The following is a 20,435-nucleotide window of genomic DNA, read 5'->3' as shown; positions in this document are numbered from 1 at the left end:
TTTAGGCTGCAAGCAGGTTTAAAAAATAGTTTTTATCTGTTTATTATCAGTAACTTAGAATAAAACCCCTAGGGCCAAGCAGCGCCTGCGGCCGCCTGTGGTCAATGCATTATGCCACTGGTAATTCGTTTTAAAAACGGTCAACTAGCAAGCCACCTGACCATGCATTCACGGATTGAGGAATCATCCTAACCCAATGCCATGAGCGCAATGGCGAGCCGCAGGCAAACGCGATATCTGGCGCTGCACATGCAAATCGGGCCCCAGAAGGGGCCCGGTTGGGTAATCACTAAGGCGGCTATATTACCGGGCGGCCTGCGGCGGCAATTGGACGAACACACCTTTCACATCCTGTGTGCGCAACTCAATAGTTGAAGGCAACCGGCCCGCACGAACTTTTATGCTGGCTACACCATTTGCCATTTCAATGATGGACGCGCCATCATAAGTGCCCTGATCTGCCCACAAAGTGGCGTCGCCATTGAGAACTGAAAAGTAGGCGCGGTCGCTGAAGGTCACTACACGCCTGCCCTTTTCATCCAGCGCTTCGGCGTCTATTTGCCAATTGCCCTCGCCCAAATCCAGTGCAGTAAGAACAACCCGTTCCAGCTTGCCCGGCACGCCAATATGGTACTTAACCTGCAAGCTATCGGCAGCAAGCCTCTCACCTTCGCGACTAAACCCTGCAACCTGCAATTGATTTTCGCCTTCATTGAAAGGCACTTGCCACACCAGCCCATGCGCTGGGTACTGGCCATAGGTACGCTGCTTTTTACCCAGGGTTTTACCATTCAGCGTCAGCTCTGCGCTGTGGGTATTACAATAAACCTTAACTTCTCGCCCCTCGGGCGGACCGTATCGCACCGGCCAGGTGTGCGACGCAATGTAACAAAACGGCGACTCCGACCAATAGCTTGCAAATACATAGTAGGCATCTTTCGGCCGCCCTTGCCTGTCTACCAAGCCCTTTTGGTTGACGTAGGGCAGCGGATTTTCAGGCCGCAATGGGGTGCCAAAATCCTTGAATGCCCACTGCGCATTACCGCCGAAACCTTGCTGGGATTCACTTACACTCAAGTGCCAGTCAAATAAATTGGCCGCATAGGTTTCGTTCCAGTCACTGTCGCGTGCAATGCTAGTGACGCCAGCCTGATTCATGGCCTCCGCTACAGAAAGTTGTTCATTTGGCATTCCGGCTTCAGTGTAGGGCTGCTCTGTATGCCGCCCGCGGTGACTTGAAGCGCCGTACTCCATATGTAAGAACCGCGGGTAGTCTTTCATCGCCTTGCTAATGGCCGCTTGGTACTGGCCATAAGCTCCGCCATACCAACCAGCCCAAATGGATGGCGAAAACACATCCACAGTTTGTGCGCCCGGGTAGTATTTGCGAATCGCCGTGTACCTGTGCGGGTCTAACTTTTTGGCTTTGCTGTGAAGTTTTTCCAGGTACGGGAGAATAATGCTGTCTTCACCACCACCGGGAAAATCACTTTCCCAGTAGATTTCATTCCCAAGAGACCAAAACATAATGCTTGGGTGGTTATAGTTTTGCAGTATTTGCGCCTCAAGTAAGCGCTCGGTATTTTGCTCCCATAAAGCACCACCTTTACCACCCCGGCACCAGGGTAATTCATCCCATAAAATCAGGCCCAATTCATCGGCTGCGCGATACACCTCCGGATCTTGCGGGTAGTGTGCCAACCTTACAAAGTTAACACCCAGCGCTTTCATTTGGGCCATATCGGCGCGGTGTTGTGCGTTGCTCATAGCCGCACCCACGCCGGCATGTTCCTCATGCCGATGGGTGCCGCGCAACAGCAGTCGCTCGCCATTCAGGAAAAAACCCTCACCATCGCGCATCTCGAACCAACGAAAACCCACAGGGTGACTTTGCGAGTGCACTGCAACACCGTCTGCATCCAACAGGGTGACAGACAGCGTGTATAGATACGGGGAAGCTGGAGACCAGAGCTGTGGCGATTCAATAACAGGCAGTTGAATATTGGCCTCACGCCCGCCCGCCGGCAGCAAAACCTGCTCACTCACCAGGGCTTCGCCTTCAGCGTTTTTCAGTGTTACCAGCAGGTCTGCCGGCTGTACTTTGCCCGCAAGCTGCACAGCCACATGGGTGTGTGCTTCGGCTTTGCTAACCACAGGTGTTGTGATTAGGGCGCGTTCAATAAAATAATCGGGCAGGCGCTCCAACCAGACATCGCGGGTAAGGCCGCCATGAATAAAAAAATCTGCCTTTTGCGATGGGATCACATCGGGGTTATAGCGGTTGCTTACACTCACCAGTAGCGTATTGGGCTCGCCTACTTTTAGGTGCTTGTTCAAAGATTGCTTAAACCCCACATAACCGCCCACATGCTCGCCTATCATGTGCCCGTTAAGGTAGATCTGGGTTTCCATGTTTGCCGCTTCGAAATGCAGGCGATAATGCCCCGCTTCCGATACCGTGAAAGTTTTTTGATACCAGCCAGTAGCCCTTCGATACCCGGGAGTGGGATCCACGGTATCTGTGGCATTCCATGTGTGCGGCAAGGTCACTGGCTGCCACTGTGTAACAGTGGCCAGCGCTTTTGCATTGGGCGAGGGGGCATTGGCATGGGCATAGCGCCAGTGATCATTGAAATTTGTGCGCTCGCCCCAAGCCACTGAAATTTCAACCGGGCCGGTGCCAGCGGATGCGTGGTTGCGGCCAACTGTGGGCTCCGCCAAGCAGGCACACAGGCTGATCAATCCAACAACAACCACGCAACGGGTTAGGCGCGGGCTGCAGAAATCAATCACCTTTACCAGCAAACTCGCCAGACGATTGCGCAAGTGGTGCATTTTGCCTTTCATAGAACTTCCTAAAAATTGGTCAACCTAGCATTCAGCGCTCTGTTTTCTGCAGGGCAACCCTGCATGAACTTTGGTCGCTAATAAAAGCAGCCTGCCGCAGCGTCCCAGTTGGCCGGGTTAACTTCCGCTGCAGGTGCTGGGAATCTGGCAAGGCAGCTTAACGCAAGCGCTGAACTCAGCTTAGCCCCGGCGGCCAATACCGGCTGATCCTCGCGATAAGCCATTAACAGAAGCGATGTCAGGCGATAGCGTTTCAGTAGTGGTTCTTCATCACCGCCCCAGTTATCGCGCTCTGCACGCGCAACGATATAATTCAATGCTCGGGCCAAAGCTGCGTTGTCGTCCGGCCACTGCCAAAAATCTGCCTGCAAATGGCGAGCGAGATCTGCAATGGTAAAAAACGCGCGCAAGTTGTAAACGGAATATCCAAATGGACGGGTGCGATGCAGTTCATGGGGTTGGCCGCCGTCTGCTGCTATATGATTCAATAGCCGCGCCTGGCTCCGTTTATAGGTTGCCCTGGCCTCCTGCATACGCCCCAAATGCAATTGCAACGCCAGCACCTGCACATCGTAAAAGGTGCCGTGGTTATTATGCGCATCCCGTTCAGTTATGCCGAGCGGGCTCTGTTGCAGCCAATCCAGCAATTCGGCCAGCCACAAATCAGCCTGTGCGCGGGCATTGGTATCCAACAGGCCCTGGGCAGACACCAACCGCAGCGCATCCAGCACGCGCGGCAACAACACAAAGTCGATAATGCCAAAACTCCGCCCTTTGGCCACCCCGGGTACCGACTGCGCAAATTTCAGATGCGGATTCATACGGGTGGCCGGTGCAATCATCCAGGTGCGCATATAATCCACCGCCTTGTTACCAAAGCGGGCATCATCGGTGTAGTAACCTGCCAGCGCCAACACTTCAACGCTATTGGCAAAGCGATTCCATGCAGCTTTCGACGAGCGTGGATCATCCACCCATGGGTTGCGCCTGCCGTCGTGTTTTACCCACGGCAGGCCGTCTGCTGTATCGGGGTTTGGCCACCAATAGGGCGCCAAACTTACGTAATCGTTCGGGCTTTCTTTATCGACACCCGGGTCACTACCCACAACACTGGGCGGCAGCTCGGCGAGCAATTTCTCAGCCTCATCAAGCAGTTGATCTACCGCAGCGGCGTGTGGTTGATGGCGCGCTTGCCACGCAGCCTTGATGGATGCCAAATCACGGGCGTGCAACCGCAAGGGGGCCTCAGGTAATGCGTGCGACGGCTGCAGAGCCAATTGCTTGCTGTCAGCTGCAACCAGCTCCGTAGCCTGTGCACTACCAAAAGCCATACAGCCAAGCGCAAGGCTTGCCAGTAGTTTTTGGGGGAAGTTCATCAGCGCGCCATCCAGCCGCCATCAACAAGCATGATATGGCCATTCATGTAATCAGACGCACGGGACGCCAAAAACACAGCGGCGCCCGCAAGATCTTCTGGCTCACCCCAGCGACCGGCAGGAATGCGGGCGCTGATACTGGCGTTACGCTCCGGATCTTTGCGCAGATTTTCGGTGTTATCGGTGGCGAAGTATCCCGGCGCAATGGCATTAACTTGCAGGTTGTTGTGCGCCCATTCGTTGGCCAGCGCCTTGGTGAGCTGGGCCACTGCGCCTTTGCTGGCGGCATAGGCCGGCACGGTAATGCCACCGGAAAAACTCAGCAGCGATGCAATGTTAATTATCTTGCCCTGCCCTTGGGTCAACATCATCTGGCCTGCAGCGCGGCACATGCGAAACACACCGTTGATATTGGTTTCCATCACGGCCTGCCAATCTTCATCGGAAAATTCCGCCGCCGGCGCGCGCCGGATGGTGCCGGCATTGTTTACCAATATATCCAGGCGCCCGATTTCTTTACGCAGCCTGTCAAATAGCGCCACAATCTCCTGAGGCTTAGACTGATCACACCCCATACCCAGTGCCGACAAACCCTCGGCATTCATTTGGCTAACTGTATTTTCAACGCTTTGGATTGACGAGCCCACGGCGATTACCTGTGCACCCGCACGCCCCAGGGCAAAGGCCATTGCCTGGCCCAGGCCACGGCTTGCACCCGTAACCAGTGCAACCTTGTTGGCAAGGCCAAATTGACGAGCTAAATAGTCTTGCATGATCGTGCCTCTTAATTTCGGAATTACTCAGCCTGCTTGATAACTTCAGAGGCAGCCAGTAGCAGTGCGCCCGTGCCGTAGAGCTGCGTATCGTTTTCTGTTGCAGAGCCCGGGGCAAACGCCACCTGCTGAACCCAACCAAGCTTGCCATCGCCGTGCACACTGGCCACTAGCGACTGCCAACCTTTGGTGACTGCCTGCTGGTATTTCTCGTCCTTCAATAGCCCCTGATTCACACCCCAGGCCAGGCCATACACCAACAGGCCCGTGCCCGATGATTCCGGTGGTGACTGCTGTTCAATTTCCAACAGAGAGGACGGCCATGAACCATCGGCTTGCTGCAGGTCTACCAGGCGCTCAGACATTTCGCGATACAGCTTTAAATATTTTTCGCGTCCCGCAAAATCTTCAGGCAATTCTTTTAGCACTCGGGCGATGCCGGCCAAAACCCAGCCATTACCGCGCCCCCAGTAAATCAAACGGCCTTTGGAATCTTTGCGCTCAAAATATCGGCTATCGCGCAAGTACAGCTTTTCATCCGCGCGATAGAGAAAATCGGTGGTTGCCCAAAACTCTCTATCCATAAATTCCAGGTAGCGATTATCGCCACTAATGCGGGCATATTGCGCCCATACGGGCGGAGCCATAAAAATGGCATCGGCCCAGCACCAGCGATCAGTGCAGGCGGGATCAATAAAATCGCGCTTGGCCAGAGTGTGGGTGACTTTATCGTCGTCATTGAAGGTGAGATCGATGGATAAGGGGGCGGCCAACACTTGATCGAGAGTTTGTTTTACATGAGCCACGCGCTCGGGCGCAGCACGGCGCTCATACAAACTCAGATACACAGCGCCCATGGCGTGGTCGTCGGCATGATAGATACGCGGCCCCAGCAGCCATTGATTAACAGCCGATGCATTGATTACTGCCTGCTCATAGGCAACCTGCTCACTGGCATCTGCCCACGCCAGCAATCCAATTTGCCATGTGGCATACATCCAACCTTGGGGAATACCGCTTGGCCGCCCCTCCGCTCGCATTTTATTACTGCGTAAATCGTATTGGGCCAGCTGCCAATCGGCCACCTGGTTGGCCACTTGGGTGATGGCGCCTTTGGTCAATGCATCATTAAAATCTGCCGCCTCTGTGCCGGGCTTTTGATAGGGTACAACCACCGGCCACAACGGATTTACTGCCAGCGCCCTATTCGCCTTAGCCGACACAGCTTGCTCGGGTGCAGCTTTTGCCACCGGTGCCGAATCTGAACCGCCACAGCCACCAAGACCAACCAGCAAACCTGTTAACAGGCAACCGATGGCCGCCTTCGAATGCATTGTCATTTTTATACCTTCCTGATTATCCATTATGGGTAAGGGGTGCACAGCCGAGAGGCCAACCCTCCAAACTGGTAATGTGGTAATACCAATTTTTGTAGTGTATATTGGCCTGACCACCATGTCTACAGGCAAGAGCATGCAGCGAATGAGCGCTTTTTTACGTTTAAAAATACTTACAGCTGGCGCAGTGTTTGCGCTTGCACACCAGGCAATTGCCGCGCCCGATTCAGTGACTCTTGAGGCGCACAACCCGCTTGATCGAGAGCGAGTGCAAGCGCTGGTATGCATTGATGCAGCACAATTACCGCAGGCCGCCACCCAAGCCTTTGTTACCGACGGCAATCGCCACTATAGCCTTACACCGTTTAATTGCGGCGCTGACCTCAATTTCACTGATGCGGCATTTCTTGCTGATTTCAAAAGCAATGAAACAAAGCAATTTAATCTCACCTGGCATGCAAACGCGCAACCTGCAAAAACTGAAAATACCCACACGCTTGCGGAACTTGCGCTGCGTGTAAATGCCATTACGGATGCAGAGGGTCGCTTGCAAGGGGGCAGCTATGTGCCCACAACCAAACTGACACTGCCCGCTAACCATACCGTGGGCGACCGCCTGCTCAAGTATGAGGGCATCGGTTGGGAATCGTCCAAAATTGGCTACCGCCTGTATTTTGATCACCGCGCCACCATCGATATTTTTGGCAAACAAACCCCTGCACTGGTGTTGCCGGGTGTTGGGCAAGACGGTACCGACTATCACACCCTGGCAGATTGGGGCATGGACGTTTTGAAAGTTGGCAGCTCACTCGGCATTGGCGGGCCCGCCAGCTGGCACAAGCAATATGGCCTACACGGTGTCAATCAATTCGCAGGCGCGCACGCTGAAATATTTAACAGCCCTTTAGGCTCAGGCGCCTTGGTTGACTACAACCAATGGCAATCTGCCGGGCCTAGCACTAACTTGCAAGTGCAATACTGGATACTGCCCGAACAGGCCTTAACCCGCGTCACTACCCGCACCGATGCAGCGCTGCCCCATTGGGCCACTGGCATTGTTAACCATAAAGTAGAAGAACTTCACGCGCGCCCAATAACGGGCTGGGGCTACCTGGCAACCTGGGGCAAGCAAAGCCTGGCGGATGACAACCTGGGCATGGCAGTGTTTTTTCCTGTTCAAGCACTCAGTGATCTACAACAAAACGAGACAAATCACCTTGCCATACTCAAAGGTGGCCCGAACACACAATACTATTTTGGTGCAAGCTGGCGAGACGAGGAAGTAACAGACAAGCGCAGTTTTGTGCGCTGGCTCAAGCGTCAACAGCAAGAACTTAACCACCCGATTACTACAAAAATCATCAACCGCAAGTAATATCAACCGGATGAAACTATGAATTTTTTACATACAGCAGATCAGGTTCGCTACCAACGCATGACCAATGCGGAACTCAAAGACGCGTTTGTTATAGATCAACTGTTTAAATCAGGCGAGCTCCAGCTTACCTATACCGATGTGGATCGCGCGGTTGTAGGCTCTGCAGTGCCCACCGCTAACACATTAGCTCTGCCCACCCACAAAGAGCTGGCCAGCGAATATTTTTGCCAGCGGCGCGAGCTGGGCATTATTAATATAGGTGGCGATGGCACCGTGATCGTTGATGGCGAGCGCTTCACCATGAGTAAGCTAGACAGCCTCTACGTGGCAAGAGGTGCAAAAAGCGTTGAGTTTGAAAGCACCAATTCAGCATTACCCGCGCAATTTTATTTCGTCAGTTATCCTGCACATCGCCAAACACAGCACTGCCATGTACCGCAGGAAAAGGCCAACCAGATAGCCCTGGGCGATACCAATAGCAGCAACAAGCGGGTTATCTACCAATCCATTTGCCCGGGTATTGTAGACAGCTGCCAACTGGTTATGGGAATTACACAATTAAGCGACGGCAGCGTTTGGAACACCAAACCGCCACACACCCACCGCCGCCGCACTGAGGTGTACATGTATTTCGATTTGCCCGAAACAGAGCGCGTGTTTCATTTTATGGGCAGCCCACAGGAGACACGGGCGCTGCCTCTGGCTGCAGGCACGGCCATCGCCTCGCCCAGCTGGTCTATTCATTCCGGCGCCGGCAGCTGCAGCTATAGCTTTATTTGGGCGATGGGCGGTGAAAACCAGGAATTCGACGATATGGACCACCTGACAATGGCCGATATTGGATAATACAATCGCAATTATTTGGCCTTACCACTTGTCCAATAATTAGAGCCATGCCAAGATGCAGCCAGAGTAAACTCGCTGTGGGCAAAACTCCCAAGCAGGCTTCCCGCATGCGCGAAAGCGTGAGCGCCAAATCAATGTCAGCGCGCTCGATGTAAACGGTATTATCTCTCGCCCTCATGCCCCGCTCGCGGGGCTTTTTTTCGCGCAAAAAAAAGAGGCTTAGAAGCCCCTTTTTTAAACTGCGCCCTACCAGGGCGCAGACCTTCAAACAATCGTGATCAATAGGCGCGCACTTTCACATAGGGGCAGCTATTGCTACTGCTGAACGCGAGCGTTGTACCGCTAAAGTTATTGGCCGCATGGTAATTGCCGGTAACATTGAGCGACCCACCGCCATCTACCGAGGTCACTGAGCCACGGAAGTCGCAGCTGGGATTGGCATTGCTGTCCCACACTTGAACTGTCTCACCAGACAAATCCCGATCGAACCTTACACAACTTCCCTGAGACAAAGTCACCTCCGTGCGACTATCCCAGGGCACATCAACCACTTGGCTACAACCAGGTGTTGGCGTTGATGTTGGTGTTGGTGTTGGCGTTGGCGTTGGTGTTGGTGTAGGCGTTGGTGTTGGTGTAGGCGTTGGTGTAGGCGAGCCTGAAGCCAGCACGCCAGACAAAGGCATTTCGGCCGCAACATCTTCTGCATGGGTCTGGGTCCAGGTGTCTACCGGCGTTCCCGAAATATTCAGATGTTTAAATGCCGCGCCATCCCACGCGAATGCGTAAGAAACGCCGGGCGTATCAAACAGCCCCCAAGGCTGAATAGGGGCGCCTTCTGAGAGGGCTTTAGAAAACTGATTGTCAACGAACACATTATTCGGGCCAGTAGGGCCAGCCCAATTACTGGCATGATCGCCAGAGCCATACCAGACCGGCTGCCATGTACCCGTACCCGGCTGGCCGTTACTCCAACTCCGGTGTTCAAAGGGTACACTCACCTGATTGTTTCGAATCAGATTATTTCGCTCCCAGCCGCCGTGCAGATTGATATCGCAGTCTAAGGTGTTTTGCTCAACAATGTTGCCGGTAGCAGACCACTGCAAGGTCAAGTGGCGCAAACGATTAAGCGTATTGCCCTGAATCAGACTATCGTAAATTTTTGAGCCACGAAAATAGCCATTGCCCCCCGCGCCCTTATTCCAGGATCCGGAAAGTACGTTGTTTTTAAAGGTCATATTGCGAGCGAACTCGGTAACCAGCGGGTGAGAGCCCACCATTTCCATCTGTACGTTTTCCACCCAGCCGTTAACTGCCCATTTGAAAATAATGCCATGCAGCGCGTCTTTCGGGCAGAGATTCAAGTATTTATGCCCAACCCCGTTGGGGTTTTGTGGTGAAAAATCACCACCATTGAAGCCTGCACACGCAGTACCCTGGGTAGACATCGTCAGGTAAAAATCTCGAAAGCCCACGCCTGCTACTGCCGTCACAGGCATCACCCTGCTCTTGTAGCCACTGCTATTGGCAGGCTCTATGTCAAACTCCAAAGGCGCACTGAGCGTCACCTGATTTGCCCCTGTATTGACCGCCGCCACATCAAAAATTTGGGTGCGCATGTGGCCTGTAGTTATATGGCTTTTGGATCGTTTACTGGTGGGAACCTCGCCCAAATCCAGAAACGCCGTATCGTTCGCCGCGCCAACATAAATGAGATCACCAACAGAAAAGTTACCTGCCTTGCCGCTCTCAAGTGTTAATACGGTGTCGCCAATGTTGGCAGGCTGCACAATTTCCATACTGTGCTTCCAATGAAAATTAATGGAACCTTCATAAGCCTGCTCGTTGGGGTGCTTGGCACGGGTTTCTACACGAAATGCGCCAAATCCTGGCCAGTACTTTTTGTCGAAATCTGGCGCGCCGTCGCTGGCCTCCCCATAGGGTTGCCAGCTGCGAACCACCAATCGCGTACCGGATTGGGGGCTAGTGCCTGCGCCTACAATCACCACGCCGGATTTATCCACATGAATTTCATCATCAATGTGCAGCTCACCGGCTGGCAATTGAATTGCTATCAGATTAGTTGCACTGTTGCTTGCGCTGATTTGATTATCGATGATGGCCTGAATAGCATGCGCATCATCCAGACCATCATTGGCAATTACACCGTGGTTAGCTGCCTGGATTACCTGCGCATAGCTTTGAGGTAAACTCTGGCCGTCGTTATAGCCGGGTGCCGCCTGTGCGTTGGCAATCGCAACACCCATTGCCAGTGTGGTTATCATTGCAGTCCTGCCTGCGCGGGAAAATTCGTGCTTTTTCATTATTATCATTCCTGTAAAAGTAAAAGGATTACAGCCGGTGACACTCCGTGTTACTGCTGCCCATATTCCGTTCCACTTTGACGGCGATTCGGTTCAAAGAATGCGCTCCGCCGGCTGGTCAATGCGAGTAAAGGGCCCGCTATCGACCCATCGAAGCTAGACCAAGCAAACTGGCCTTACAACCTTGCCACCTACCTTTTTAGCAAAAAAGCAATTACTAACCACTCAATCCTATGGGATTTGCACAAAATTCAGGCTAAATGGAAAAAATCTCTGGAAAAGTTGGCCTATTTACTTGCCATTCCCAGGCAGTTTGGGTTTAATTGGACAAGTGGTCTTACCAATTGTAAGGCAACCTATTTCTAACCCTGAGAGAGACTCCGAAATGCAAGAGACATGGCGCTGGTTTGGTCCTGAGGATGGCATTTCGCTGCGGCACATTGCCCAAGCCGGCGCCACGGGAATTGTCAGTGCACTTCACGAAATACCCGCAGGGGAAGTTTGGCCACAAGCCGCCATTGAAGCGCGGCGCGCATTAATAGAAGCAGAAGGGCTTGAATGGTCTGTCATCGAGTCAATCCCGGTGCACAACAATATCAAGGCCCGCACCGGCGATTTTGAGCGGATGATCGACAACTACTGCCAGTCGATTCGCAACGCTGCGGCAGCTGGCGTCACCACTGTTTGCTACAACTTCATGCCAGTAGTGGATTGGACCCGCACCAACCTGACCTACACCCTACCGAACAAGAGCCAAGCATTGCGCTTTGAAATGACAGACTTCGCCGCTTACGATGTCTACGTACTGGAGCGCCCGAACGCCGCAAAAAGTTACGATGAACAAGTGCTGGCCAAGGCCAAGGCGCGACTGCAAGGCATGGGTCGCGAGGAAATCGCACTGCTCGAGCGCAATATTATCGCGGGGCTGCCTGGCGGCGAAGGCTCACACGATCGCGCCGGCATCCAGCAAACGCTGCAACAGTTTATAGACCTAGGCAACGAAGGATTCAGAGCGAACCTGTTTGCCTTTTTAGAACGTATTATCCCGGTGGCTGAATCGGTGGGCGTTAAGATGTGCATCCACCCGGATGACCCGCCATTTTCGCTGTTTGGGCTCCCCAGGGTGGTATCCACCGCGGAGGATGTACGCGCTATCTTGAACGCAGTGCCTAGCCCCGCCAACGGCATTACATTATGCGCAGGCTCCTACGGCGCGAGATGCGATAATGACCTGGTGGCCATGGCCAAGGAATTTGGCCCGCGCATTTATTTTGTGCACCTGCGCAACGTAGTGCGGGAGGCAGACGGTTCATTTTATGAATCTGACCATCTTACCGGCGATAATGACATGGTGGGCCTGATTAATGCGCTGCTCACCGAAGAACAACGACGCCATGCAGCCAATGAGCCCGAATCGCGCATTCCTATGCGCCCGGATCATGGCCACACACTGGCAGACGAGATTGGTGTGCCCGGCGTAAGGCCCGGCTACTCTTATCTTGGTAGGCTAAAGGGGCTGGCAGAGTTGCGTGGCGTGATTCACACCCTCGCATACCAACTGCGCGAGCGCTAACTTGCCTGAACACAGGCTTTGCGCACGCCGACTAATAAATACAAGTAACCCAAAGCCTACGCTTAGGCATTGGGTTCTTGGCATTAATCCAACCGTAAAAGCAGAGGCGATTTCGTGGCCCTATTGCATGAAGACAGGCTGTTTCCCGCAGATTCAACTACCCGCACCATAGCCCGCGAGCTATACCAGCAAGTAAAAGCACTGCCCATTATCAGCCCCCATGGCCATACGGATCCGCGCTGGTTTGCCGACAATGAACACTTTACCAACCCTGCAGAACTCCTGATTCAGCCGGATCACTATGTGTTTCGCATGCTATATAGCCAGGGTGTGCCACTCAAGTCACTCGGCATTGGCGCCAGCGCCGATCCGGAAGCTGTGTGGAAGATTTTCGCGCACCACTATCATCTTTTTCGCGGCACCCCTTCGCGGCTTTGGCTCGACTATGTTTTTCAGCACGTCTTTGAAATAGATGAACCCTTAAGCGATCAATCAGCTTCGCGCTACTACCAGAAAATTCAAGACCAGCTAACCACAGAGGCATTCAGGCCACGAGCACTGTTTGAGCGCTTTAACATTGAAGTACTGGCCACTACCGAAGGCACACTTGACCCTTTAACGCATCACAAAAAAATAATCGATAGCGACTGGCAAGGGCGGGTAATCACCACCTTCAGGCCAGACGATTTGCTAGACCCAGAACAACCTGCGTTTGTTGACAATTTGCATGCCCTAGGCCAGCTAACCGGCGAAGATACCACCCAATATCAGGGCTATCTTCAAGCGCTGCGCCAGCGCAGACAACACTTTATTGCCCATGGCGCCACGGCCACAGACCATGGCCATGCCACGGCCACCACCGCGGATTTATCTGCGCGCGAGTGTGAATCCCTGTTTCAGCGCGCCCAGAAAAATGCATTAAGCGCACAAGAGGCAGACCTGTTTCGCGGCCAGATGCTAACGGAAATGGCCGCAATGAGCCTTGATGATGGCCTAGTGATGCAGCTACACCCTGGCTGCTATAGAAACCATAACAATCCACTATTTATGAGCCACGGCCGCGATAAAGGCGCCGACATTCCGCTGCAAACGGAATATGTTCATGCTTTGCGCCCACTGCTGAATAAGTACGGCAATGACCCCAAGTTTTCCATGATCGTATTTACGCTGGACGAAACCAGTTACAGCCGTGAACTGGCACCTTTGGCGGGCCACTATCCCGCCTTGAAAGTCGGGCCGGCCTGGTGGTTTCACGATAGCCCCGAGGGCATGCGACGCTATCGGGAGCAGGTAACGGAAACTGCAGGCTTTTACAACACCGCAGGTTTTAACGACGACACGCGTGCATTCCTGTCAATCCCGGCGCGGCACGATCTGGCTCGCCGCATGGATTGCGCCTTCCTCGCGCAACTGGTTGCAGAACACAGGCTCAGTGACAGCGAAGCCTGCGAGCTGGCCCAGGCCCTTACCTACTCACTTGCAAAAAGTGCTTACAAGCTCTGAATCTTATGCGCCAGTTAAATCTAGAATCTCTATCTGATTGCCCAACGCCAAAGGCATCCGCCAGTGGCAAACTCTCAGTGCCTGCATACAACCCCGCAACCAATACTGCGGGCATTGTGCACCTGGGCGTCGGCAACTTTCACCGCGCTCACCAAGCGGTTTACATCGACGATATTTTAGCCAGGAGCAGCGGGCCCTGGCGCATCATCGGGGTTAGCATGCGCAGCCCCACAATGCGCGACAAAATGGCGCCCCAGCAATATCTGTATACGCTAAAGGAGATGGATCAAAACTCAGAATCCCTGCGGGTAATTGGCGCAATAGCGCGAGTGCTCGTAGCACCTGAGGATCCGCAGGCGGTAATTGATGTTCTGAGTGCTGAAACCACCACAAATGTCACCCTAACGGTAACTGAAAAAGGCTATTGCCTGAAACCCGGCAGCCGATCACTCGACCTTAGCCTGCCGGACATTCAACACGACATCACACACCCTACACACCCGCGCACAGTAATAGGCTTTTTATTGGCGGCCGCTCGCAATCGAATGCAAAATCAGATCGCGGGCTTTAACGTATTGAGCTGCGATAATCTCCCCAACAATGCCCAGCTGCTACGCGACGCACTGTTGTGCGCTGCGCGCTTAGTAGATTCCGCTTTGGCTGAGTGGATTCAAACCAATCTCGGGTTTTGCAATACCATGGTAGACCGCATAGTGCCTGCCACAACTGCCGAACACCAAGCAGCCATAGAGCAACAAACCGGTCTCAAAGATGAGGGATCACTGATCTGCGAAACCTTTCGGCAGTGGATTATTGAAGATAATTTCGTGGCACCCACACCGGATTGGCAGAGCGCTGGCGCACTGGTGGTGGACGATGTGGCGCCTTACGAAAAAATGAAACTGCGACTACTTAATGGCAGCCACTCGGCCTTGGCGTACCTCGGACACCTGGCCGGCTATACCTACATCCATGAAGCAGTAAACGACCCGGCCATTCGCGGCTTTGTAAAACAGTTGATGCAAAGCGCCATGCGGCCAACGCTGCCGAGCCTGAAAGGGGTGGATCTTGATGAGTACTGCCAAACACTGATTGCCCGTTTCGCCAATGCAAAGGTTCCCTACCGGTGCGCTCAAGTGGCCTCCGATGGTTCACAGAAATTACCGCAACGCGCACTCGAGCCTGCCACCGAGCTTCTAAAATTGGGCAAACCCACTCACCAAATCGCCACCCTGGTAGGTGCATGGCTTGCCTTTTTAACCAAGAGCCGGTTGCAATCGGATAGCTATGATGTCAACGATCCGGGCTGTAGAGCGCTGTTGGATATGATTGCAAAGCAGTGTGACAACAAAGCCTTTCCCACTACAGAGCAAAGCATCGCCCTCCTAACGCACTCGGGCATTGTGCCCAGCCTGCTGTTAAACGACGCCCAATTTACTAGCGCGGTACACCACGCCTTTACACGTTTTTTACACGAGCAAACCGTGGCTGTGCTTCAATCTATCGAATGTAAATAGCAAACAATAAAAAGGCGCCAATTCAGGCGCCGTTTCGTTAGATCAATAATACTTGTTTTACTTTTTTCCAGAGCCCCTGATAAACAGGCAGTTTTGGGCAGCAAGCCGCCACAGAATCAATTGCCCTATTCTGTTTTACCAAAGTAGGTCGCCGCTGCTGTAGTGGCGTTATCAATATGGTTGCGCATTGCAGCACGGGCCTTTTCTGGGTTGCGTTGCTCCAGCGCCAAAATAATTTTCTTGTGATCTTCAATTGAAGGGTGCACGCCACCACCGCGCAAGCGCTCCATAAAGGCAGTGCTCAGTTCAGATTTATTACGTAACTCCCACAACCAGTTCACAATACTGATTACGGCGCTATTTTGCGTAGCTTCGGCAATGATGCGGTGGAATTTCCAATCTGCCTGCTCTGAGGCATCGGGCCGTTTCTCTTCCTCTTCCATTTCAGCCAGCGCCACTTTCAATGCGGCCACTTGTTCGGGCGTAATACGCGCAGCGGCCAGCGCACAGGCTTCCGACTCTACGATAAATCGAATTTCCAATATCTCGAACGGACCTACGCCTTTGTCACCCAGCTCCAGCTGTGGCTGCTGCGCCTGTTTCTTGGTTGCGTAAATACCAGAGCCTGTACGAATTTCAATCACCCCTGAAATTTCCAGGGCAATCATAGCCTCGCGAATCGTCGGGCGGCTTACACCTAGCTTATCGGCCAATACCCGCTCAGAGGGAAGGCGATCACCGGGCTTGATAGAGCCGTCGGCAATTAAGCCTGATAATTGTTCTGCCACTTTTAAATACAAACGCTCGGCTTTTACTGTTTGCAATTCCACTGCATTAGTGCTCCGATCAATGGGAAACGGCAACTGGTTAGTTCTCATCAACCGCAAGCCACTGCAACTGGCTCACGGCAACGGCACGCCACCCGGATAATAATCATTGGGATCTGCTCTTTAGAGGGCCAGAAACCCCTTCTAAAATCTATCTGACCATCAGTCCCCCTGCAGGCGACATACTAGCCAATTACAGCAGAATATAGAAGCATCGGGTTGATTTGGGCCCCGGTTTCCCATTACTATGGTCAAGTGGCATGACCAATTAATGATGATTGCCACCCTCTGAGCCAAGATTACCGGGTTGGCAAACAAACAATAACTCGAAGCCATAGATATGCCGAAAATAGCCGCATTGGGCGAATGCATGATTGAGCTTGCGCCTAATAATTCCGACAGTTTCGCCCTTGGGTACGCAGGCGATACGCTAAACACTGCCGTTTACCTTGCGCGTTTTGGCGCCGAGGTAGATTACCTCACAGCACTTGGCACCGACCGTTTCTCAAATGCAATGATCAGCCAGTGGCAGCAAGAAGGCATTGGCACCCGGCATGTATTGCAGATGCCCGGGCGCACACCGGGGCTCTACCTCATTGAAACCGATGCAGAGGGTGAACGGCAATTTCACTACTGGCGTGAAAACTCGCCCGCCAGGGACCTGTTTGATCTGGCGCCCGAGCTACTTCGCTCCTTTAGCGATTACGACATCATTTACCTTAGTGGTATCAGCTTGTCGCTCTACTCAGACAAGGCGCGATCACTGCTATTTAAGGCGCTGGCGCAATTTCGTGCCCAAGGCGGCCGGGTGGCATTCGACATCAACTACCGCCCACGCAATTGGCCCAATGCACAACAGGCGCAGGCAGTGATTGGCGCCATGCTGGATTTAACCGACATAGCACTGCCAAGCCTGGACGACGAAGTGTTGCTTTGGGGGCCGCAAACGGCCGATCAATGCATCAGTCGCTACCGTGCCCACGGCTGCAACGAAATAGTCGTGAAACAAGGGGTGGAGGGCAGCCGCTTATACACGCCGGAAGTACACCGTACCTTGCCGGTGCCAACCCGCGTAAAACCGCTAGACACCACCGCTGCAGGCGACTCCTTTAATGGGGGTTATCTTGCTGCGCGCCTGGTAAACGAATCGCCGGAAGAGGCCGTGCTGCAGGGCGCCTGTTGCGCGGCTTTGGTCATTCAACACCCCGGCGCCATTGTGCCCAAAGCTATCTTTCAAGGAGCGCTCGCCCATGACTAGCCAACCCTTGCACCATCTCTGCGTTGTTTTCAGGCAAATTTCTCTGGCAATGGCTGCACTGTTACTTGTTGGATGTGGCGACAAGCAAACTACTGTTTCACTCACTGTCGCCCATGGATTAGATAACAGGCACCCCGTACACCTGGCGCTTGAATACATGAATAAAGATCTGCAGCAGCGCTCGAATGGGCAAATGCAACTGCAGATATATTCCTCAGGCCAGCTAGGCAGCGAACGCGAAGTGATTGAACTGCTACAGATCGGTAGCCTTGCGATGACCAAAGTTTCGGCCAGCTCACTTGAGGCCTTCGTACCGCAAATGAAGCTTTTTAGCCTGCCCTATTTGTTTCAGGATAACCGCCACTTCTGGCACACGCTGGAGTCACCCCTTGGCCAGGAATTACTTGCCGCCGGCACACCCTATCGCATTCGCGGACTGGGCTACTATGATGCAGGCAGCCGCAGTTTTTACGCCACCCATGCGCCCATTCACAGCCCTAAAGATTTAGCGGGTTTAAAAATACGCGTAATGAATAGCCAGAGTGCGGTAAATATGGTGCGCGCCATGGGTGGCTCTGCCACGCCGGTTTCCTGGGGCGAGCTCTATACGGCCCTACAACAGGGTGTTGTAGATGGCGCAGAGAACAACCCCCCAAGCTTCTACCTTTCTAAACACTATGAAGTTTCAAAATTTTACACCTTGGATGAACACACAACGATTCCGGATGTGATTGTGATCGGCACCCATGCCTGGGAGCAATTGAACCCACAGCAGCAAACCTGGCTGCAACAAGCGATGCAGTCATCAAGCGAGTATCAACGTACCCTTTGGGCCGAAGCCACCCAGGAGGCACTCGCTGCGGTAACCGCTGCAGGCGTTGAAGTTATTTACCCCGATAAATCCACATTTAAATTGAGTGTTGCAGATTATTTGGCAGAGCAAACAGAATTGGCTCACCTTATTTCAAGAATCAATGCATTGGCCACCCGTCCTCTGGAGGAGCATAAACATGACTAGCCTCGCTGCTTTGTGTCGGCCCATAGATCAATACCTGTCGCACTTTTTGAGTGCACTGCTAGCCCTACTGGTGCTTACGGTAAGCTGGCAAGTACTCACCCGTTATGCACTCAGCGTACCCAGCTCGGTAACAGAAGAGCTGGCGCGCTTTCTATTGATTTGGATTGGTTTACTGGGCGCAGTGCACGCCTATCGCCAAAAAATGCACTTGGGGATCGACCTGCTCACCCAAAAAACAAGCGCCCAGGCACAGCAGCGACTGCACATTCTGGTGCATGCACTTTGCGCGGTATTTGCCGTGAGTATTTTTATCATTGGTGGCGGAAACCTCATGCTACTGACTTGGGATCTAGGCCAGATTTCTCCGTCACTCGGGCTTCCCATGGCGGCAATCTATGCAGTTTTACCCTTAAGCGGATTGTTAATGTGCCTCTACAGTGCAGAGGCCATGTTGCACCCAAGCACGCCTACTGGAGCCGAATAACATGGCACTGACAACCCTGGTTTTAATACTGTGCTTTTTTATCTTACTGGCCATCAATGTGCCCATTGCCATTGCTATTGGTCTGGCGACGCTGGCATCACTGCTGGTTACCATAGACCCACTGCCAGCGGTGACAACCATCGCCCAAAGGCTCAGTGCAGGTATAGATAGCTTTGCGCTTTTGGCTATTCCATTTTTTATTTTATCGGGCTACCTGATGGGGCAAGGCGGTATAGCACGCCGCCTCATTGATTTTGCCCTGTCAATTGTGGGGCGCTTACCGGGCGGCCTTGCTTTTGTAAATATCATTGCCTGTGCCCTGTTTGGCTCTATTTCCGGCTCGGCTGTGGCTGCAACATCTGCCATTGGCGGCTTCATGATTCCGGCAATGAACCGCGAAGGCTACCCCAAGGCATTCAGCACAGCCGTTACGGTTACCGCCTCAACCACAGGCATGCTGATTCCACCCAGCAACATTCTTATTGTGTATTCGTTGGCCAGCGGTGGGGTATCTATTGCAGCCTTGTTTATTGCGGGCTATCTACCCGGGCTGTTAATCGCCGGGCTGTTAATGGCGGCCGCTTTGATCTACGTAAAGCGCAGCGGTATACAGCCGCGGGCAAGCCTGGTGCTGGTTTCAGTGCGCAAAGGATTACTGGGCGCCCTACCGAGCCTTGCTCTCATATTTCTGGTAATTGGCGGCATTATTTTAGGCTGGTTCACACCCACAGAGGCAGGTGCAATTGCAGTACTTTATGCACTTGCACTGTCGGTAGGCATATACCGTGAAATCAGCTGGCAAGACCTGCCGGCAATTTTAGCGAAGTCGGTAGTTACCACCGCTATTGTCATGTTGCTCATTGGCGCATCTGCGGCTATGTCTTGGTTGCTCTCTTTTGCGACTATCCCTCAGTTTATTAGCGCGGGGCTGCTGGCACTTACCGAAAATGAAGCCGTTATTCTGTTAATTATCAATTGCCTGTTGCTGGTAATCGGTACATTCATGGATATGACACCGGCGGTATTAATATTCACGCCCATACTGCTACCGGTAGCTGAAACACTGGGCATGTCGCCATTGCACTTCGGCATTATGATGATCTTAAATTTGTCCATCGGGCTATGTACGCCTCCGGTTGGCAGCGTGCTGTTTGTAGGATGCAGTATTGGGAAAGTCAGTATTGCCGACATTATCAAACCGATTATCCCCCTCTACCTTGCCATGCTGGTTGGATTAGCACTGGTAACCCTGGTGCCTCAACTCAGCGAATGGCTACCTGGATTGCTCGGCCTTATTTAAACGGCCAACATTTTTTGCACCTTGCCGGCGCTGGCATATTGATAGGTTTTGGGTTTCCCCTAAAGCAGTCAGTGTGT

The 20,435-nt window shown here is 53.0% G+C and carries 15 protein-coding genes; 9 read left to right on the top strand and 6 right to left on the bottom strand.

Annotation, left to right across the window (positions count from 1 at the left end; translation table 11 throughout):
* Positions 1 to 303: 303 nt before the first annotated feature.
* The 4 genes from L1F30_RS03710 to L1F30_RS03695 all read right to left on the bottom strand — a co-directional run bounded on the left by L1F30_RS03710 (position 304) and on the right by L1F30_RS03695 (position 6,336).
* Positions 304 to 2,847 carry a glycoside hydrolase family 2 TIM barrel-domain containing protein gene (locus tag L1F30_RS03710; RefSeq protein WP_253359570.1) on the bottom strand — a complete coding sequence of 848 codons (2,544 nt, stop codon included), beginning with the start codon at positions 2,845 to 2,847 and terminating at the stop codon, positions 304 to 306.
* 77 nt (positions 2,848 to 2,924) lie between these two features.
* Positions 2,925 to 4,223: an alginate lyase family protein gene (locus L1F30_RS03705; protein ID WP_253359568.1), complete on the bottom strand. Its 1,299-nt coding sequence runs from the start codon at positions 4,221 to 4,223 to the stop codon at positions 2,925 to 2,927.
* The gene (kduD, locus tag L1F30_RS03700; RefSeq protein ID WP_253359566.1) at positions 4,223 to 4,996 is read right to left on the bottom strand and encodes a 2-dehydro-3-deoxy-D-gluconate 5-dehydrogenase KduD; all 774 of its coding nucleotides are present in this window, start codon (positions 4,994 to 4,996) and stop codon (positions 4,223 to 4,225) included. Before kduD ends, L1F30_RS03705 begins: the two co-directional genes overlap by 1 nt.
* 23 nt (positions 4,997 to 5,019) lie before the next feature.
* Positions 5,020 to 6,336: a glycoside hydrolase family 105 protein gene (locus L1F30_RS03695; RefSeq protein ID WP_253359564.1), complete on the bottom strand. Its 1,317-nt coding sequence runs from the start codon at positions 6,334 to 6,336 to the stop codon at positions 5,020 to 5,022.
* A gap of 142 nt (positions 6,337 to 6,478) precedes the next feature.
* On the opposite strand from L1F30_RS03695, the gene L1F30_RS03690 reads away from it, so the two are divergent.
* Together L1F30_RS03690 and kduI are read left to right on the top strand one after the other, a co-directional pair.
* Positions 6,479 to 7,708, top strand: coding sequence for a DUF4861 family protein (locus L1F30_RS03690; protein ID WP_253359562.1), 1,230 nt, complete (start codon positions 6,479 to 6,481; stop codon positions 7,706 to 7,708).
* Positions 7,709 to 7,726: 18 nt separating this feature from the next.
* Complete coding sequence (gene kduI, locus L1F30_RS03685; protein WP_253359560.1) at positions 7,727 to 8,557, top strand: 5-dehydro-4-deoxy-D-glucuronate isomerase; 831 nt, start codon at positions 7,727 to 7,729, stop codon at positions 8,555 to 8,557.
* A 278-nt stretch (positions 8,558 to 8,835) separates the two neighbouring features.
* Here the strand turns inward: kduI and L1F30_RS03680 are convergent, their stop codons facing one another.
* Entirely contained in the window at positions 8,836 to 10,878 is a 2,043-nt protein-coding gene (locus L1F30_RS03680; protein WP_253359548.1) for a hypothetical protein, read from the bottom strand.
* Between the two features lie 385 nt (positions 10,879 to 11,263).
* Between L1F30_RS03680 and uxuA the strand changes: the two genes are divergently transcribed.
* The 3 genes from uxuA to L1F30_RS03665 all read left to right on the top strand — a co-directional run bounded on the left by uxuA (position 11,264) and on the right by L1F30_RS03665 (position 15,471).
* Complete coding sequence (uxuA, locus tag L1F30_RS03675; protein WP_253359546.1) at positions 11,264 to 12,451, top strand: mannonate dehydratase; 1,188 nt, start codon at positions 11,264 to 11,266, stop codon at positions 12,449 to 12,451.
* Positions 12,452 to 12,565: 114 nt separating this feature from the next.
* Positions 12,566 to 13,954, top strand: a complete 1,389-nt coding sequence (uxaC, locus tag L1F30_RS03670) for a glucuronate isomerase (RefSeq protein ID WP_253359544.1) — start codon at positions 12,566 to 12,568, stop codon at positions 13,952 to 13,954.
* Positions 13,955 to 13,959: 5 nt separating this feature from the next.
* Positions 13,960 to 15,471: a mannitol dehydrogenase family protein gene (locus L1F30_RS03665; protein WP_253359537.1), complete on the top strand. Its 1,512-nt coding sequence runs from the start codon at positions 13,960 to 13,962 to the stop codon at positions 15,469 to 15,471.
* A 125-nt stretch (positions 15,472 to 15,596) separates the two neighbouring features.
* On the opposite strand, the gene L1F30_RS03660 is transcribed toward L1F30_RS03665, so the two are convergent.
* The gene (locus tag L1F30_RS03660) at positions 15,597 to 16,301 is read right to left on the bottom strand and encodes a FadR/GntR family transcriptional regulator (RefSeq protein WP_253359535.1); all 705 of its coding nucleotides are present in this window, start codon (positions 16,299 to 16,301) and stop codon (positions 15,597 to 15,599) included.
* Positions 16,302 to 16,638: 337 nt separating this feature from the next.
* On the opposite strand from L1F30_RS03660, the gene L1F30_RS03655 reads away from it, so the two are divergent.
* Genes L1F30_RS03655 through L1F30_RS03640 form a run of 4 tightly spaced genes read left to right on the top strand, consistent with a single transcriptional unit; the run spans position 16,639 to position 20,358 of the window.
* Positions 16,639 to 17,556: a sugar kinase gene (locus L1F30_RS03655; protein WP_253359533.1), complete on the top strand. Its 918-nt coding sequence runs from the start codon at positions 16,639 to 16,641 to the stop codon at positions 17,554 to 17,556.
* On the top strand, positions 17,549 to 18,574 hold the full coding sequence (locus tag L1F30_RS03650; RefSeq protein ID WP_371922647.1) for a TRAP transporter substrate-binding protein: 1,026 nt from the start codon (positions 17,549 to 17,551) through the stop codon (positions 18,572 to 18,574). The genes L1F30_RS03655 and L1F30_RS03650 overlap by 8 nt, the downstream gene beginning before the upstream one ends.
* A complete protein-coding gene (locus tag L1F30_RS03645) occupies positions 18,567 to 19,058 on the top strand; it encodes a TRAP transporter small permease (protein ID WP_253359531.1) in 492 nt (163 codons plus the stop codon). The genes L1F30_RS03650 and L1F30_RS03645 overlap by 8 nt, the downstream gene beginning before the upstream one ends.
* Before the next feature lies 1 nt (position 19,059).
* Entirely contained in the window at positions 19,060 to 20,358 is a 1,299-nt protein-coding gene (locus L1F30_RS03640; protein ID WP_253359529.1) for a TRAP transporter large permease, read from the top strand.
* Positions 20,359 to 20,435: the final 77 nt, after the last annotated feature.

Origin of the sequence: Simiduia sp. 21SJ11W-1, assembly GCF_024138675.1 — a bacterium.
In the GTDB taxonomy this organism is placed as follows: Bacteria; Pseudomonadota; Gammaproteobacteria; order Pseudomonadales; family Cellvibrionaceae; genus Simiduia.
The sequence above is the reverse complement of the archived record's forward strand: the minus strand, read 5'-3'. Positions and strand labels throughout refer to the sequence as shown.

What these genes read in the sequence shown, in the direction of transcription:
- L1F30_RS03710 (WP_253359570.1), bottom strand. Translation starts at nt 2,847, where the DNA reads ATGAAAGGCAAAATGCACCACTTGCGCAATCGTCTGGCGAGTTTGCTG.
- L1F30_RS03705 (WP_253359568.1), bottom strand. Translation starts at nt 4,223, where the DNA reads ATGAACTTCCCCCAAAAACTACTGGCAAGCCTTGCGCTTGGCTGTATG.
- kduD (WP_253359566.1), bottom strand. Translation starts at nt 4,996, where the DNA reads ATGCAAGACTATTTAGCTCGTCAATTTGGCCTTGCCAACAAGGTTGCA.
- L1F30_RS03695 (WP_253359564.1), bottom strand. Translation starts at nt 6,336, where the DNA reads ATGACAATGCATTCGAAGGCGGCCATCGGTTGCCTGTTAACAGGTTTG.
- L1F30_RS03690 (WP_253359562.1), top strand. Translation starts at nt 6,479, where the DNA reads ATGAGCGCTTTTTTACGTTTAAAAATACTTACAGCTGGCGCAGTGTTT.
- kduI (WP_253359560.1), top strand. Translation starts at nt 7,727, where the DNA reads ATGAATTTTTTACATACAGCAGATCAGGTTCGCTACCAACGCATGACC.
- L1F30_RS03680 (WP_253359548.1), bottom strand. Translation starts at nt 10,878, where the DNA reads ATGAAAAAGCACGAATTTTCCCGCGCAGGCAGGACTGCAATGATAACC.
- uxuA (WP_253359546.1), top strand. Translation starts at nt 11,264, where the DNA reads ATGCAAGAGACATGGCGCTGGTTTGGTCCTGAGGATGGCATTTCGCTG.
- L1F30_RS03665 (WP_253359537.1), top strand. Translation starts at nt 13,960, where the DNA reads ATGCGCCAGTTAAATCTAGAATCTCTATCTGATTGCCCAACGCCAAAG.
- L1F30_RS03655 (WP_253359533.1), top strand. Translation starts at nt 16,639, where the DNA reads ATGCCGAAAATAGCCGCATTGGGCGAATGCATGATTGAGCTTGCGCCT.
- L1F30_RS03650 (WP_371922647.1), top strand. Translation starts at nt 17,549, where the DNA reads ATGACTAGCCAACCCTTGCACCATCTCTGCGTTGTTTTCAGGCAAATT.
- L1F30_RS03645 (WP_253359531.1), top strand. Translation starts at nt 18,567, where the DNA reads ATGACTAGCCTCGCTGCTTTGTGTCGGCCCATAGATCAATACCTGTCG.
- L1F30_RS03640 (WP_253359529.1), top strand. Translation starts at nt 19,060, where the DNA reads ATGGCACTGACAACCCTGGTTTTAATACTGTGCTTTTTTATCTTACTG.